The sequence below is a fragment of the Devosia sp. FKR38 genome (assembly GCF_005222805.1).
In the GTDB taxonomy this organism is placed as follows: domain Bacteria; phylum Pseudomonadota; class Alphaproteobacteria; order Rhizobiales; family Devosiaceae; genus Devosia.
In genome coordinates this window covers 1,713,706-1,728,934 of sequence record NZ_STGC01000005.1, presented here as the reverse complement: position 1 = coordinate 1,728,934, position 15,229 = coordinate 1,713,706, and the positions used below count along the sequence as shown (strand labels likewise).

The window sequence follows — 15,229 nt, the reverse complement described above, 5'->3', positions numbered from 1 at the left end:
CCAACCAAGAGAGCAGGCGCCATGGCCGGAACAGATTCATCGATCCAAATCGACTTCAAGCCGACCCCGGTGGTGATCCTGTGTGAACCGCAGCTGGGCGAGAATATCGGCACGGCGGCGCGGGCCATGGCCAATTTCGGGCTGTGGGACCTGCGCCTGGTGCGTCCGCGTGATGGCTGGCCCAATGAAAAGGCGGTGGCGACCGCCTCGCGCGCCGACCATGTGATCAACCGGGTCACGGTGTTTGAGACGCTGGAAGCGGCCATTGCCGATCTGACGCTGGTCTATGCCACCACGGCGCGGGCGCGCGGCATCCAGAAGGATGTGATCGGCCCCGATGAGGCGGCCAAGCGCATGGTGGCCCATATCGGGGGCGGGCAGAAGGCCGGGCTGCTGTTCGGGCGGGAGAAATGGGGCCTGCTCAATGAAGAGGTGGCGCTGGCCGACATGATCGTCACGCTGCCGGTGGAGCCGGCTTTTGCCTCGCTCAATATCGCCCAGGCCGTGCTGATCCTGGCCTATGAGTGGCGGCGCCAATCGGGTCAGGCCGAGGTGCTGCCCATTGCACCGAGCCTGCAGGATGTGGCGCCGCGCAGCGAGTTGGTCGGGCTGTTCGAGCATCTCGAAGGGGTGCTGGACCAGTCCGGCTTCTTCACCTCGGCCGAAAAGCGTCCGGGCATGGTGGACAATCTGCGCACGGCGTTGACGCGCGGGCATTTCTCCAGCCAGGAAATCCGCACGCTGCGCGGGGTGATTTCCTCGATCGACCGGCGCCATGAGCGGCCCAATCCCAATCGGCAGAAGCCGGCGCCCAAGGACGAGTAGCGGCGCAGCCCGGACGGGTCGCAAGAAAGCGGCATTTCTGAACGCTTTGACTGCATTTCGCCTTTGACGGCGGACGAGCGCCGTGCACATTCCCCGCCATGAGCACGCACACCCCCGCCGACCCGTCCCGTATTGCCTTTTCCTATATTGGCTTCCGATTTTTCTGGCTGACCACGCTATTGGTCAGCTTTGCGGTGCAGATCATGTCGGTGTCGATCGCCTGGCAGATCTATGACGTCACCGGCAATGTGTTTCTGCTCGGGCTGGTGGGCCTATGCCTGTTCCTGCCGGCGCTGGTGCTGATCCTGGTGACCGGGCTGGCGGCAGACCGCTTCAACCGCCGAGCCATCATGGCGATTTGCCTCACCGTCGAAATGGCCTGTGCGCTGGGCTTTCTGGTGTTCGTCAATGCCGAAGCGCATGAGGTCTGGCCGATCTTCGGCATTCTGATCGTGCTGGGCACCGCTCGGGCCTTCTGGGGCCCGGCAGCGCAGTCGCTGGCGCCCAATCTGGTGCCGCCTGAAGCGCTGAGCAATGCCATCACCGTCAATGCCTCGGCCTGGCAGTTTGCCTCGATCATGGGGCCGGCGGCTGGCGGGCTGCTCTATGGCATCGCGCCCACGGTGGCCTTTGGCACCGGCGCCGTGCTGCTGCTGATCGGCATGATCAGCGTGCTGCTGATTCCCAAGCCGGCGCAGAAGAGCGCGGGGCAGGCGACCAGCCTTGAAACCATGTTTGGCGGCTTCCGCTATATTTTCTCCAACAAGGTGGTGCTGGGCGCCATTTCGCTGGACATGTTCGCCGTGCTGATGGGCGGGGCGGTGGCGCTGCTGCCGGTCTATACCAAGGACATATTGCATGCCGGCCCGCAGGAGCTGGGTCTGTTGCGCGCGGCGCCGGGCATTGGCGCCATCGTGATGGCGCTTGTGCTGACGCGATTCCCGGTGCGCGACCATGCGGGCAAGCTGTTGTTCCTGTTTGTCGGGCTATTCGGCTTTTTCACCTTCATCTTCGGGCTCTCCACCACGGTGTGGATCTCCATTCCGGCGTTGGCGCTGGTGGGGGCGGCCGATATGGTCAGCGTCACCATCCGCGAGACCATCATGCAGCTGTGGACCCCCGAGGAAGTGCGCGGGCGCGTCAATGCGGTGAACTCGGTGTTCATCGGCGCCTCCAACGAATTGGGCGAGTTCCGCGCCGGAACGGTGGCCCATTTCATCGGCCCGGTGGCGGCCGTGGCGGTGGGTGGAATCGGGGCCATTGCGGTGGCCGTGATCTGGAGCATCATCTTCCCCGGCCTGCGCAATCAGCGCAGCTTGGACAAGAAGATGGTGGCCGATGGCAGCAGCGATCCCGAGGCCGCTTGACGAAACCGTCGCAATTGCCTATCACGCGGCCACCTATTGGGGCCAATGGCCCATAGGCGCACCCGGGATCTCCTGAATTTTTGGGGTCTGTCGGTCATCCCTCGGGATGGCAGAGGAGGGCGCGATCCATTCACCTGTTAGAAGGATACGCGATGTCGAAGCGTCATTCAGTCAAGTACAAGATCGATCGCCGTCTTGGCGAAAACATCTGGGGCCGTCCGAAGTCCCCGCTCAACGCCCGTGCCTATGGCCCCGGCCAGCATGGCCAGCGCCGCAAGGGCAAGCTGAGCGACTACGGTCTGCAGCTGCGCGCCAAGCAGAAGCTCAAGGGCTACTACGGTTCGGTCACTGAGAAGGCGTTCAAGCGCCTCTACACCGAAGCTGCCCGCGTCAAGGGCGACACCGGCGAGAACCTGATCGGCCTGCTCGAGAGCCGCCTGGACGCCGTGGTGTACCGCGCAAAGTTCGTGGCGACCGTGTTCGCTGCCCGCCAGTTCGTCAGCCACGGCCATATCCTGGTCAATGGCAAGCGCGTAAACATCCCGTCCTACCAGGTCAAGGTTGGCGACAAGATCGAAGTGCGCGAGCGCTCCAAGCAGCTCACCGTGCTGATCGAAGCCACCCAGCTGGCCGAGCGCGATGTGCCGGACTATGTGGAAGTCGACCACAACAAGATGACCGCCGTCTTCGCCCGCGTCCCGGGCCTGTCGGACGTGCCGTACCCGGTCCAGATGGAACCGAACCTGGTCGTGGAATTCTATTCGCGCTAATCTCCAGCGCCAGACTATTGCGAAAGGCCGCCCTCTGGGCGGCCTTTTTTATTTCGCCATTGCGTAGCGCCGCTGTTCGTCTAGTATTTTGCTATTGAAGAGCAAGAATATTGCCGAAACCGGGGGCATCATGCTGCCTGCCAGTGCCGTTCAGGCCGATAGTCTGCCCATCGTCTTGTCGCCTCGGGTCACCGAGAGCATGGATCGTGTGTTGACCTCGATCCGCTCGCATCTGCGGATGGACGTGGCATTCATCACCGAGTTCCTTGGCTCGAGCCGCATCTTCCGCGGCGTCGACCTTAGCCATCCGCTGGATGGCATCGCCACCGGCCAGGTGATCCCTATTGGGTCGGGGTACTGCCAGCATGTGACGGCCGGGCGCCTGCCGCAGCTGATCGCCGATACATCCATGGTGCCGCTGGCGCTGAGCATTCCCGAAACGCTGGCGCTGCCGATCGGGGCGCATTTGAGCGTGCCGATCCAGGTGGACCATGGGCGGGTCTTTGGCACGTTCTGCTGCTTCAGCCACCGCGCCATGCCGGAGCTGGGGCCGCCCGAGCTGGAGCTGATGCACACGTTTGGCCGCATGATCGCACTGGAGCTGATCCAGGAGGTGCAGCGCGACGAGACGCAGCGCAGCCGAATCGAGCGGGTGCATGCGGCGCTGTGGAGCGGGGACCCCGCTATGGTGTTCCAGCCGGTGATCCGGCTGGAGGATCAGAAGGTGGTGGCGGTGGAGGCGCTGGCGCGCTTTGCCCATCAGCCGGTGCAACCGCCGGACCGCTGGTTTGCCGATGCGGCGGCGGTGGGCATGGGCGTCACGCTGGAACTGCTGGCCATCCGCCGCGCCATCGCCTCCTGTCGCGCGCTACCAGCGGATATAGCGCTCAATATCAATGTGTCGCCGCAGACGCTGCTGGGGGAGAACCTGCTGCTGGCGCTGCATGGCTTTGATCCCCGGCGCGTGACGGTGGAGTTGACCGAGCACGAGCCGGTGGCCGACTATACGCCGTTGCTCAAGGCCATTCGGCCGCTGCGCGAGGTGGGGATGAAGCTGGCCATCGATGACGCCGGCGCGGGCTATTCCAGCATGCGGCATGTGCTGACGCTGCAGCCCGACATCGTCAAGCTCGACGTCAGCCTGACCCGGGATATCGACAAGGACCCAGTGCGTGAGGCCATGGCGGCGGCGCTGGGCGAATTTGCCCGGCGGACCAATACGGTGGTGGTGGCCGAGGGCGTGGAGACTACGGCGGAACTGGAGACGCTGCGCCATGTGGGGATTGCCGAGGTGCAGGGCTATCTGACCGGGCGCCCGATGCCGATGCCGGCGCTGCTGGATTATCTCAAGCGGACATGACAAGGGCCGCCCAATGGGCGGCCCTTGAGCGTTTGGTGCGCGCCTAGAGCGTGGCGGCAGCGCTGACCGATTCCTTGATCGGTTGCTGATCGCGCGGAATGAAGGCCTCGAAGCGGTGCAGGCGCAGGTAGATCGACTGCAGCTCGACGATGGTGGTCCAGGCGCGCGCGAAGAACTGGAAGGAGCTCGCCACCTGGCCAAAGGCCTGCTGCACCTGCTGGTAGATGCCCAGGGTGATCGTGCCGGCCAGGATCGAGGGCGACAGCGTCAACAGGGGCACGTAGCCGGCCACCTGGAGGTAGGCGTACCGGGCCAGGTTGAAGTAGGTGTAGTGGAAGTAGAGCCGGTAGTAGTTCTTCTGCACATTGGCGAAGAGCTCGCGGAAGCTGGCCGGCGTGGCGCGGTCGGGATCATCCTCGCCATAGACCAGTTCCTTGCGCAATGCGGCTTCAACCTTCTGGTTCTCGAAATTGAGGCCGGGCAGGCGGATGCCGACAATCCAGAGCAGGGCGGTGCCGAAGGCGGCAACGACCAGGGCGATCCAGACCAGACTGCCCGGGATGGCGCCGAAGAACGGCAGTTCGGTGATGTGGGTGGACAGGCCCCACAGGATGGGCAGGAACACCACCAGGGTCAGCAGGGAATCGAGGAAACTGGTGCCCAGATCTTCCACGATCGAGGCGAAGCGCATGGTGTCTTCCTGCACACGCTGGGCAGCGCCTTCGGTGGTGCGGACGGCCTGCCAGGACTGCATGTAGTAGGACGTCATCGCCTTGCGCCAGCGGAAGACATAGTGGGAATTGAAGAACGCCAGCAGCACCAGGAAGATGATGTTGGGCAGCAGCACGGCGAATAGGGTGATAACATAGGGGTAGAATTCGGCCGGCGAAACCGAACCGGGCTCGCCGAGCGCGCGCTGGAGAACGTCGAAGAAATTGCCCTGCCAGTCGTTGATGAAGGCGCTGAGCTGCACCTGGCTATAGGTGGCGAGATAGAGCGCGGCACTGCCGACGACGGACCACCAGTACCATTCGTTGCGCTTGTAGAAATACCAGAAGACGCAGAACAGCACGGTGGACAGGAAAATGTACCAATATTCCCAGATGCGGCCGCCATTGAGGAAGCTGGTGTCCTCGGCGACGCAATTGGCGACGGTGGTGGCGGCCGCAGCGGCAGGCGCTGCGCTCTCGGTGCTGGCCGGGGCATTGGGGTTGGTTGTGGCGGCGCCGGCGGCGGGCGTGGGCAGCGCATCATCGGCCACCGTGGCCTGATCGGCGGGCACATCGGCGGGGGCGCAGATGGCGGGGGCCAGGAAGCGATCAATGCTGATCACCGCGCGGACGGGGTCGCCGGCGAATTGATACAGCAGCGTGGTCAGCAGCATCCAGAGGACTGCCGAGCCGAAGAAAATCTTGGGAATAGGGAAAAAGGAACGAAACACCACGCGACTCCTGGGTGCCGAGGGAAGAGCTTCATCTAGCTGTCGTATTTGGACTAAAGCAAGTTGGAGAACTTAATCTTTCGTAAGGTTCGCGGGGCGCGGTTTTCCTTCCCCTCGTGGCTCTGGGGCGCTATCAGCAACGGGACTGAAGGAAAGTGAGTTTCGCCATGAGCGAGGTGATGGAAAACGCCACCCAGGGCGGTGACGAGACCGAGACCGGCGGGCCTCCGATTTATGCGCAGGCGCCGCGTTCGGGCGAGTTCAACAAGCTGCGCAAGCGGCTGATCCGGCAGACGCGCGAGGCGCTGGACAAGTTCGATATGGTGCGGCCGGGCGAGAAATGGCTGGTGGCGCTGAGCGGTGGCAAGGACAGCTATTCCATGCTGGCGCTGCTGCTGGATCTGCAGTGGCGCGGCATGCTGCCGGTGGAGCTGGTGGCCTGCAATCTCGACCAGGGCCAGCCCAATTTTCCCAAGCATGTTCTGCCCGAATATCTGAGCGGGATCGGCGTGCCGCATCGCATCGAATACAAGGACACCTATTCGATCGTCACCGAGAAGCTGCCGGCGGGGGCAACCTATTGCTCGCTGTGCAGCCGGCTGCGGCGCGGCAATCTCTACCGCATCGCGCGGGAGGAGGGCTGCACGGCGCTGGTGCTGGGCCATCACCGCGACGATAGCCTGGAAACCTTCTTTATGAACCTGTTTCATGGCGGCAAGCTCGCGGCCATGCCGCCGCGGCTGCTCAATGACGAGGGCGACATCGAGGTGCTGCGGCCACTGATCTATTGCGGCGAGGAAGATCTGCAGCGCTTCTCCGATGCCATGGCGTTTCCGATCATCCCCTGTGACCTGTGCGGCAGCCAGGATGGGCTGGAGCGCAATGCCATGAAGGCGATGCTCAGCGACATCGAACGGCGCATGCCCGGTCGCAAGGACGTCATGATCCGCGCGCTAGGGAACATCAACGCCAGCCATATGCTGGATACCAAGCTGTTTGATTTCAATGCGCTGTTCGAGAAGAGGACCCAGAGTTGAGCTTTGACGTGATGGAACTGGCCACCATTCTGCGCGATGCTGCGCGGGCCGAAGCGCTGCCGCGCTTCCGCCGGCTCGATGCCAGCATGGTGCACACCAAGACTTCGGCCATCGATCTGGTGACCGAGGCCGATGTGGCCACCGAAGAGGCGATCAAGGCGGCGCTGGCGCGGGTGATGCCCGAGGCGCTGTTTGTGGGCGAGGAATCGGTGGCGGCCGATCCGGCGCTGCTGGGCCGGCTGGCCGATGCCGATTTCGCCGTCGTGGTGGACCCCATCGATGGTACGGCGAACTACGCCGCCGGGCTGCCGCTGTTTGCCACCATGGCGGCCGTGGTCTCCAAGGGCGAGACGATTGCCGGCATTATCTATGACCCGATGGGCGACGACTGGATGATGGCCGAAAAGGGCGCAGGCGCGTGGCTGCGCCGGCCCAATGGCGAGGCGGTGCGCATGCAGGTGGCGGCGCCGCTGCCGCTGGCCGAAATGGTGGGCTGTGTCTCGGTGTCCTATCTGCCGGCCGACCGGCGCGCCGAGGTGCTGGGCAATCTGGACAAGGTGCGCGTGGTGTCCAATTTCCGCTGTGCGGGGCATGAATATCGCACGCTGGTGTCCGGCCATGCCCAGTTCGGCTGCTGGAACAAGCTGATGCCCTGGGACCATCTGGGCGGCGCGCTGATGAGCCAGGAAGCCGGCGCCTTTGCCGCCCGGCTCGATGGCCAGCCCTATCTGCCCAGTCATGTCGACGGCGGCCTGCTGGTGGCCGTGGACAAGGACAGCTGGGACGCGCTGCGGCGGAACGTTTTTACGTTCTGAAGCACAAGAGGCGCCACGCGCTGGGTCGTCACCCTCGGGCTTGACCCGAGGGCGTTGCACTTGAGCTCTTTCGGCAATCGCGAGTGACTTGAGACGTATAGAGCCCTCGGGTCCAGCCCGAGGGTGACGCGCTGTGGATTGGGCCCTCAGGGCCGAGCGAAAGCCCCAGCCGCCGCTTCGACCGCACCGGGGCCGTGGGGAATGCCCAGCGCGTGCAGGCCCGCTTCCATGGTGGCCAATACGCCCAGCGTCATGTGGGCGTTGACGTGGCCCATGTGGCCGACGCGCAGGAAATCCTGATAGGCGGGTTCGCTGGGGGCCGCCATGCCTAGGCCAATGCCCAGGGTGACGCCGGCTTGCTCCTCGAGCCAGCGGCGCAGGGCGCCGGCGCCGCCGTCGGGAATGGTGGCGGCGGTGACCGACCAGCCGCGTGACGCGGGGTCGGCGACGTTCAGCGCAATGGCGCTGCCCTGGCCCCAGGCGTCAAAGGCGGCCCAGACGGCGCGGGCGAGGCGCTGGTGGCGGGCCCAGACCTGGGGCAGGCCTTCTTCATCCAGGATCATGGTCAGGGCTTCGCGCAGGCCATAGAGATGGTGCGTCGGGGCGGTGCCGCCGAAGAATTGCCAGAACTCGGTGCCGAGGCCGCGCGGCTTCCAGTCCCAATAGGGGGTGACGAGGTCGGCCGTGCGGCTGACCTCGAGCGCCTTGTCGGAGAACCAGACAAAGCCCAGGCCGGGCGGCAGCATCAGCCCCTTCTGGCTGGCGCCGACCAGCACGTCGACGCCCCAGGCATCCATGCGCAGCTCGTCGCAGCCGAGCGAGGCGATGGCGTCGACGGCCAGGAGGGCGGGGTGGCCGGTGCTGTCGATGGCGGCGCGGATGGCCGCGAGGTCATTGCGGGCGCTCGAGGCGGTGTCGACATGGGTGACCAGCACGGCCTTGATGGCCTGGGCCGTGTCGGCGGCCAGGGCATCGGCAATGGCCTGCGGATCGGCGGGGCGCGACTTGCCGAAATCGATGATCTCGACATCCACGCCCATGCGCTTGAGCGACTCGGCCCAGCCATGGCCGAAGCGGCCGGTGGCGGCCAGCAGCGCCTTGTCGCCACGCGAGAACATGTTGCAATTGGCCGCCTCCCAGGCGCCATGGCCATTGGCGATATAGATGGCCACATGCTGGCTGGTTTCGGCCACACGCCTGAGATCGGGGATGATGGTGTGGGTCAGATCAACAATCTCGCCCTCATAGATATTGGGGGCGCTGCGGTGCATGGCCGACAGCACGCGCTCGGGCGAGACGGACGGCCCCGGAATGGCAAGATAGGGGCGGCCGGTGGTGATGGGCATGGGCGGGCTCGATGTTGAGCGGGGAAGGGCTTTGGCCATCAGACGGGAGTTAGGGGCGGGGATCAAGACACTTGGATGAATGGGTTCCATCATCAAAATTGATGGGACGGGACAGGGGCGCAAAGGCCATTGCCACGACTCATAAGTCTGTGCTTATGTGAAGCCATGAGCGAGACAGATATCTTCAAGGTGCTGGCCGATCCGACGCGCCGCGCGGTGCTGGAAAAGCTGGCTGCGGCGGAAATGACGGCGACGGAACTGCGCGAGGGCTTTGCCATCAGCCAGCCGGCGATGAGCCAGCATCTGGCGGTGCTGCGCGGGGCAGGGCTGATCAGCGAGCGGCGCGAGGGGCGCTATGCGCATTACCGCGTGGCGCCCGAGGGCCTGGCGCCGCTGCACGCTTGGCTGGCCAAATACGAGGCCTTCTGGCCGGCGCGCATCGACAACCTGCGGGATCTGCTCAGGGAGATGGATCAATGATGCCGACAGATGCGCTGGTGTTTGAATGTGCGCTCGACGCGCCGCCCGAAAAAGTGTGGCGGGCGCTGACGATCCCCGAATATCTCAAGCGCTGGCTACGGCCGACCGAGGAGCTGGACCTCTCGGTGGTGACAGCGGAGGAAAACCGCAGCCTCACCTATCGCTGGCGCGAAAGCGGCGCCGGGGCGGTGGTGGGGGCCGAGGAGAGCCTTGTCACCTTCGAGCTGACGCCGACCAGCGATGGCGGCACCTGGTTTCGCCTGACCCATGCGCCGCTGGCGCTGCCGGTGGCGGCCAATAGCAATGGCGCCCCGGCGCTGATGCTGGCCGCCTAAAACCTGAATCACTTCAATGCTGAACGGAGGTTCGCCGATGCGCGACATGATGCAACTCGTCCCTATGGTGGTGGAACAGTCGAGCCGCGGCGAGCGCTCATTCGACATCTATTCGCGGCTGCTGCGCGAGCGGATCATCTTCGTGAATGGGGAGATCGAGGACACTATGGCGGCGCTGGTTTGTGCGCAGCTGCTGTTCCTCGAGGCGGAAAATCCCAGCAAGGAAATCTCGCTCTACATCAACTCGCCCGGTGGCGTGGTGACGGCAGCGCTGGCCATGTATGACACCATGCAGTTCATCAAGGCGCCTGTGGGCACGCTGTGCATGGGCATGGCGATGTCGGCGGGATCATTCCTGTTGATGGCCGGGGCGCCGGGCATGCGGGTGTGCCTGCCCAATGCTTCGATCATGCTGCACCAGCCCAGCGGCGGCTATCAGGGCAAGGTCACCGACATCATGATCCATGCGCAGGAGAGCGAGCGGCTGAAGCGGCGCATGCATACGCTTTATGCCAAGCATTGCGGGCGCAGCTATGAGGAAGTGGAGGCGGCGCTGGAGCGGGATAATTTCATGACGCCCGAACAGGCCCGGACCTGGGGCCTGGTCGACCATGTGTATCGCGACCGCGGGGAGATCGAGGCGCTGGCGCGCCCCGACTCTGATTAGTGCGCGGCGGGGGCGGATTCGGTGTGGACGTATTTCTCGCCCACGCCGAACAGGCGCCCATTCTCGGCGATCAGGATGAAGATCAGCGAGAGCAGGCCCATGGTGAAATAGCCCGCCGCAGCCGGCACGGTGGTGCCATTGAACTGCTGGCCGATGAAGCCGCCGATGACGGCGCCGCCCACGGTCTGGATAAAGCCGAAGACCGCCGAGGCGGTGCCGGCCACGGCGCCCAGGGGCTCCATGGACAGCGAGTTCATGTTGGAGGCCGCCCAGCCGAAGCTGAACATGATCATGGCCAGCAGCGGGAAGAACAGCCACAGCGGCAGGAAGCCACTGAGGGCAAAGGCCAGCCAGACGCCGCTGACCAAGGTGAAGGACAGCATGGCGCCATGGGACAGGCGGCGCATGCCGAAGCGGCGCACGATCACCGAATTGGTGAAGGATGACACCGCCATCAGCGCGGCCATGGCGGCAAAGGCCACGGGGAAATAGACGCCCAGGCCATAGATATCGACATAGATCTGCTGGGACGAGCTGATGAAGCCGAACAGCGCGCCGAACAGGAAGGTGCCGGCCAGGCCATAGGAGAAGGCCACCCGATTGGTGCAGACGATGACGAAGCCATCAAACACGCCCTTGAAGGTGAGCGGGCGGCGCTTGTCGAGCGGCAGGCTCTCGGGCAGGCGGATGAAGGTCCACAGCCAGAAGGCCGAAGCCAGGAGCGCCATGAAGACGAAGATCGCCTGCCAGGGGCCGGTGAGCAGCAGGATCTGGCCGATGCCGGGCGCAATGATCGGAATGGCCATGAAGACCATGAAGGTCAGCGACATGACCTCGGCCATTTCGCGGCCGGAGTAGTTGTCGCGCACGGCCGAGGTGGCGATGACGCGCACGCTGGCGGCGCCCATGCCCTGGATGACGCGCAGGACCAGCAGAATGGCAAAGCTGGGGGCGAAGATAGCGGCAAAGGCGGCAATAACATAAAGGCCCATGCCGGCGAGCAGGGGCGCGCGGCGGCCGAAGCGGTCGGTGAGCGGGCCAAAGACCAGCTGGGCGGTGCCCATGCCGATCATATAGGCCGAAATGACATATTGGCGCTCGTTCTCGCTGGCGATGCCCAGGGCTTCGCCCATGTAGGGCAGGGCGGGCAGCATGACGTCGATGGCCAGGGCATTGAGGGCCATCAGAGCCGCCATCAAGGCAATGAACTCAGTGCGCGAGAGAACGCGCGTGAAATGATTGGACATGAATGAATCTCAGTAGGAGCCGCGGCAAGGCGCAGGCGCTGGAAAGGCGAGGCGGACCATGAACCCATGATCCGCCTTTGGCAAGGCTCTATCGGCAAAAAGCGATGGTCAGAAGCGGCCTGGTGGGTCAGGCCGGCTTGAGGGCGAAGTTGGGCGCCGAACGCTCATTGATGGGCAGGTGCAGCGCCGCTGAGCCGAGGCCCAGCATGATGCCGAGATACCAGACCAGGCTATAGGACCCGGTGAGATCATAGACGAAACCGCCCAGCCAGACGCCGGTGAATGAGCCAAGCTGGTGGCTGAAAAAGGCAATGCCATAGAGCATGCCCATATAGCGGGCGCCAAAGAACATGGCCACGAGCCCCGCCGTCAGCGGCACGGTGGAAAGCCAGAGCAGGCCCATGGCGGCGGCAAAGGTATAGGCGGTGAGTTCGCTGACCGGGATAAGCAGGAACAGGCCAATCGCCACCGCGCGCAGGAAGTAGATGGTGGCCAGGAGAATCTGCTTGGGCAGGCGGCCGCCCAGATAGCCCGAGAGCAGCGAGCCGACGATGTTGAACAGGCCAATCACGGCAATGGTCCAGCTGCCCACTTCCGGAGAAAGCCCGCATTGCACCAGATAGGCGGGCATGTGGACATTGATGAAGGCCAGGTGGAAGCCGCAGACGAAAAAGCCGATGACCAGCAGGCGATAGGAGCCATAGCCCCAGGCGCGGGCCAGGGCCTGCATGAAGGGCATATCGGCCTGGCCGGTGGTGTTTTCGCTGCGGCCGCGCAGGGCATAGCTGAGCGGGATGATCAGCAGCAGCGCCATGGCCAGATAGACCAGGGCTGACTGCCAGCCGAAGGCATTGATGAAGCCCTGGGTGATCGGGGCAAAGGCGAACTGGCCGAAGGACGAGGCGGCGGTGGCGACGCCGAAGATCAGCGAGCGCTTTTCGGGCGGCACGGCGCGGCCGAACGCGGCCATGACCACGCTGAACGAGCAGATGGCAATGCCCACGCCAGTGATGACGCCGGCGGTCAACGCCATGACGCTGGCATTGGGCGAGATGACCATCAGCAGCAGGCCCAGCGCATAGATGGCGGCGCCCAGGGCCACGGTGCGGCCGGTGCCGACGCGATCGGCAAAGGCGCCGGCAAAGGGCTGGGCAATGCCCCAGGCCAGGTTCTGGATGGCCATGGCCATGCCCCAACCTTCGCGGCTGAGGCCGAGATCGGTGCTCAGCGGCAGGGTGAACAGGCCAAAGCTGGTGCGGATACCATTGCCGATGGCGGCGATGACGCAGCCGGCGATGATCAGGACAAGCAGCGGCACCGCGGGGCGAACGACGGACTGGGGCATGGCGCAGAATCCAGAATGAGGCCGACGATACTTACGCCTGCGACATCATCACGCAAAGCGACAAAGCAGAATGAGGGTCATCAACGCCGCTGATGGGGTGGCGATCTCTGCGCGCGCTGGCCGGTGCTGGTGCCAAACAAAACGCCGGGCACAGGGCCCGGCGTAATTTCTTGCATCAAGCTGCGCGCGATCAGGCGGTCTGCTTGACCTCGATACCGGCGCTCTGCAGATGGGCCTGCAGCTCGCCGGCCTGGAACATCTCGCGCACGATATCGGCGCCGCCGACGAACTCACCCTTGACGTAGAGCTGGGGAATGGTCGGCCAGTTGGTATAGGCCTTGATGCCGTCGCGCAGCTCGGCGCTTTCCAGCACATTGGCGCTGCCATAGTCGACGCCCAGATAGTTCAGGATCTGCACGACCTGACCGGAAAAGCCGCACTGCGGAAAATCCGGCGAGCCTTTCATGAACAGGAAGATGTCGTTGTTCTTCACCTTGTCGTCGATGAAGGCGTTGATGTCGGTCATGGGTCAAACCTCTTGCTAGCCGGGTTCAAGGGCCGGGGTACGGTGCGCCTTAGATAGGGCAGGACAAGGGCGCTGTCGAGATCGGCAGCGCGCGATGATGTCATGCGCGGGCGTAGCAGCGGGTGCCTTCGAGCTTTTCCACCTTGCCGCTGGCAAAGTCATAGACCCGTTGTTCGGCCAGCGCTGCGGCCATGCCCATGGCAGTGATGGCGTCATATTCGGGGCACAGCTTGGCCGAGGCGGGCGTGTCGAGCACCTCAAAGAAATAGGCGCCGGAGCTGTCGACAAAGACATCCTCGGCCGCAGCCCGCAGCAGTTCGGCGCCGCTGTCGAGATCATGGATCACCATGTCCGAGCCGGAATCGCCCTCTTCGCCCAGCACCAGGAAATGCTCGGAGAGGCCGAGGAAATCGACGGCGGTGTCGGGGACGGTCAGGTTGATGGGCGCCGCGACGGCGGCGCTGCAATCAATGCGCGCATTGGGGTTGGCGCGCTTGCCAGCGAGGACGCGGGTTTCCAGCGTGTCCTCGCTGGGCGCGATCAGCACGACATAATGGGTGTCGCTGCCGTGGCAGGCGATCTGGTCGGCATGGGCGGGCAGGGCAGTGGCGGCCAGCATCAGCATGGCGGGCAGGATCAGGCGTTGCAGCATGGGCGTCTCCTCAAGAAAGCGTATGGAACAGCCTGGTCTGGCGCGGCTGAACCGGCGCTGAATGGTCTAGCCGAGTCGCGCCGCGATCCAGGGATGGCTGGTGCAATCCTCTAGCGTGTCGAACAGCACCGCCTCCCAGCCGGCGGCCCGGGCGCCGTCGATCACCTTGGGCGTATCGTCAAAGAACAGCGGTGGTTCAGCCTGCGAGCCGATGCGGTCGGCAATGAAGGCGAAATAGGCCGGGTCGGGCTTGCGCACGCCGACGCGGGCCGAATGGAACATGTCGTCGAACAGCTGCGACAGGCCGAGATGGGACCACAGCCAGCTGGCGCGCAGATGCTCCTGATTGGTGGCGATGTAGAGCTTGATGTCGCCGCGCGCGCGCAGGCGGGCGATCACGTCGAGCAGGGGCTGGTTGAGCACGCTGTCATGCTCGAGCCAATAGTGGTGGAAGGCCATGGGCGAGCCGCGATAGCCTAGCGACGGCAGCCGCTTTTCCAGCGCCTCGATCACCGACATCTGGCCGGTGACGACCTTTTTGACGAAGATGTCGAAGATGAATTCCTGGGTGAAGCGCTGGGGATCGACCCCCATGTCGGCTTGCAGGTTGTCATCCCAGCGCCGCGTCCGTTCTGCGCGCGCGTGATAGCCATGGATCAGCACGCCATCGACATCGAAGAAGACGGACCGGGTCACGACCGGGGCTTTCCCGACATTGCGCCAAGCCCCACAAGGACTTGGGGCGGAATATTGAGCGCCTGAATCACGTCGGTGTGACGGCGGAAACCGACCAGTTCGCGCTGGACGAAATATTCCCATACCACCTTGCGCGCCGTGGCGAGGGCAAGGTCGGCATCGCCGCCTGGGGCGGTCAGCGCGGCGATGGCCGCGATGACGCGCTTTTCGGCGGCACCGAGGGAAGAGGCGCGTTCGGCTGCGATCTCGTGGTCAAGGGCGGTGGTGCCCGCTTCGGGTTTGACCAGCCTGATCAGGTCCAGCGAGTCGCGTAGCGACAT

General features: G+C 64.4%; 17 protein-coding genes. 9 read left to right on the top strand and 8 right to left on the bottom strand.

The features are described 5' to 3' along the window. Positions 1–21 precede the first annotated feature (21 nt). From E8M79_RS13365 to E8M79_RS13350, 4 genes are all read left to right on the top strand, one after another. Complete coding sequence (locus E8M79_RS13365) at positions 22–825, top strand: RNA methyltransferase (protein ID WP_137152376.1); 804 nt, start codon at positions 22–24, stop codon at positions 823–825. Positions 826–923: 98 nt separating this feature from the next. Continuing rightward, positions 924–2,192: an MFS transporter gene (locus E8M79_RS13360; protein WP_137152375.1), complete on the top strand. Its 1,269-nt coding sequence runs from the start codon at positions 924–926 to the stop codon at positions 2,190–2,192. 152 nt (positions 2,193–2,344) lie between these two features. Next, positions 2,345–2,962 (top strand): 30S ribosomal protein S4, encoded by a 618-nt coding sequence (gene rpsD, locus E8M79_RS13355; protein ID WP_137152374.1) that lies wholly within the window; start codon positions 2,345–2,347, stop codon positions 2,960–2,962. A gap of 94 nt (positions 2,963–3,056) precedes the next feature. After that, complete coding sequence (locus tag E8M79_RS13350; RefSeq protein WP_137152373.1) at positions 3,057–4,322, top strand: EAL domain-containing protein; 1,266 nt, start codon at positions 3,057–3,059, stop codon at positions 4,320–4,322. Positions 4,323–4,365: 43 nt separating this feature from the next. Here E8M79_RS13350 and E8M79_RS13345 read toward each other — a convergent pair whose 3' ends face one another. After that, entirely contained in the window at positions 4,366–5,763 is a 1,398-nt protein-coding gene (locus E8M79_RS13345) for an SbmA/BacA-like family transporter (RefSeq protein WP_137152372.1), read from the bottom strand. A 167-nt stretch (positions 5,764–5,930) separates the two neighbouring features. On the opposite strand from E8M79_RS13345, the gene ttcA reads away from it, so the two are divergent. Beyond that, a complete protein-coding gene (gene ttcA, locus E8M79_RS13340) occupies positions 5,931–6,800 on the top strand; it encodes a tRNA 2-thiocytidine(32) synthetase TtcA (RefSeq protein ID WP_137152371.1) in 870 nt (289 codons plus the stop codon). An 11-nt stretch (positions 6,801–6,811) separates the two neighbouring features. After that, positions 6,812–7,615 carry an inositol monophosphatase family protein gene (locus E8M79_RS13335; protein ID WP_137153371.1) on the top strand — a complete coding sequence of 268 codons (804 nt, stop codon included), beginning with the start codon at positions 6,812–6,814 and terminating at the stop codon, positions 7,613–7,615. A 146-nt stretch (positions 7,616–7,761) separates the two neighbouring features. On the opposite strand, the gene E8M79_RS13330 is transcribed toward E8M79_RS13335, so the two are convergent. Next, a complete protein-coding gene (locus E8M79_RS13330) occupies positions 7,762–8,961 on the bottom strand; it encodes an aminotransferase class V-fold PLP-dependent enzyme (protein WP_137152370.1) in 1,200 nt (399 codons plus the stop codon). Between the two features lie 147 nt (positions 8,962–9,108). Here E8M79_RS13330 and E8M79_RS13325 point away from each other — a divergent pair, with 147 nt between their 5' ends. From E8M79_RS13325 to E8M79_RS13315, 3 genes are read left to right on the top strand one after another with little or no spacing between them, the layout of a single operon-like run. Beyond that, on the top strand, positions 9,109–9,441 hold the full coding sequence (locus E8M79_RS13325; protein ID WP_205747949.1) for a metalloregulator ArsR/SmtB family transcription factor: 333 nt from the start codon (positions 9,109–9,111) through the stop codon (positions 9,439–9,441). After that, positions 9,438–9,776 carry an SRPBCC domain-containing protein gene (locus tag E8M79_RS13320; RefSeq protein ID WP_137152368.1) on the top strand — a complete coding sequence of 113 codons (339 nt, stop codon included), beginning with the start codon at positions 9,438–9,440 and terminating at the stop codon, positions 9,774–9,776. Before E8M79_RS13325 ends, E8M79_RS13320 begins: the two co-directional genes overlap by 4 nt. Before the next feature lie 37 nt (positions 9,777–9,813). Continuing rightward, complete coding sequence (locus tag E8M79_RS13315) at positions 9,814–10,443, top strand: ATP-dependent Clp protease proteolytic subunit (RefSeq protein ID WP_137152367.1); 630 nt, start codon at positions 9,814–9,816, stop codon at positions 10,441–10,443. On the opposite strand, the gene E8M79_RS13310 is transcribed toward E8M79_RS13315, so the two are convergent. The 6 genes from E8M79_RS13310 to E8M79_RS13285 all read right to left on the bottom strand — a co-directional run bounded on the left by E8M79_RS13310 (position 10,440) and on the right by E8M79_RS13285 (position 15,229). Beyond that, positions 10,440–11,690: a multidrug effflux MFS transporter gene (locus tag E8M79_RS13310; protein ID WP_137152366.1), complete on the bottom strand. Its 1,251-nt coding sequence runs from the start codon at positions 11,688–11,690 to the stop codon at positions 10,440–10,442. The two genes, E8M79_RS13315 and E8M79_RS13310, sit on opposite strands and share 4 nt — an antisense overlap. A 127-nt stretch (positions 11,691–11,817) precedes the next feature. Next, entirely contained in the window at positions 11,818–13,035 is a 1,218-nt protein-coding gene (locus tag E8M79_RS13305) for an MFS transporter (RefSeq protein WP_137152365.1), read from the bottom strand. Between the two features lie 190 nt (positions 13,036–13,225). Then, positions 13,226–13,561 (bottom strand): Grx4 family monothiol glutaredoxin, encoded by a 336-nt coding sequence (gene grxD, locus E8M79_RS13300; protein WP_137152364.1) that lies wholly within the window; start codon positions 13,559–13,561, stop codon positions 13,226–13,228. A gap of 100 nt (positions 13,562–13,661) precedes the next feature. Continuing rightward, positions 13,662–14,213: a hypothetical protein gene (locus tag E8M79_RS13295; RefSeq protein ID WP_137152363.1), complete on the bottom strand. Its 552-nt coding sequence runs from the start codon at positions 14,211–14,213 to the stop codon at positions 13,662–13,664. Between the two features lie 66 nt (positions 14,214–14,279). Next, on the bottom strand, positions 14,280–14,909 hold the full coding sequence (locus tag E8M79_RS13290) for an HAD-IA family hydrolase (RefSeq protein WP_171015851.1): 630 nt from the start codon (positions 14,907–14,909) through the stop codon (positions 14,280–14,282). Next, complete coding sequence (locus E8M79_RS13285; RefSeq protein WP_137152361.1) at positions 14,906–15,229, bottom strand: DUF6665 family protein; 324 nt, start codon at positions 15,227–15,229, stop codon at positions 14,906–14,908. The genes E8M79_RS13290 and E8M79_RS13285 overlap by 4 nt, the downstream gene beginning before the upstream one ends.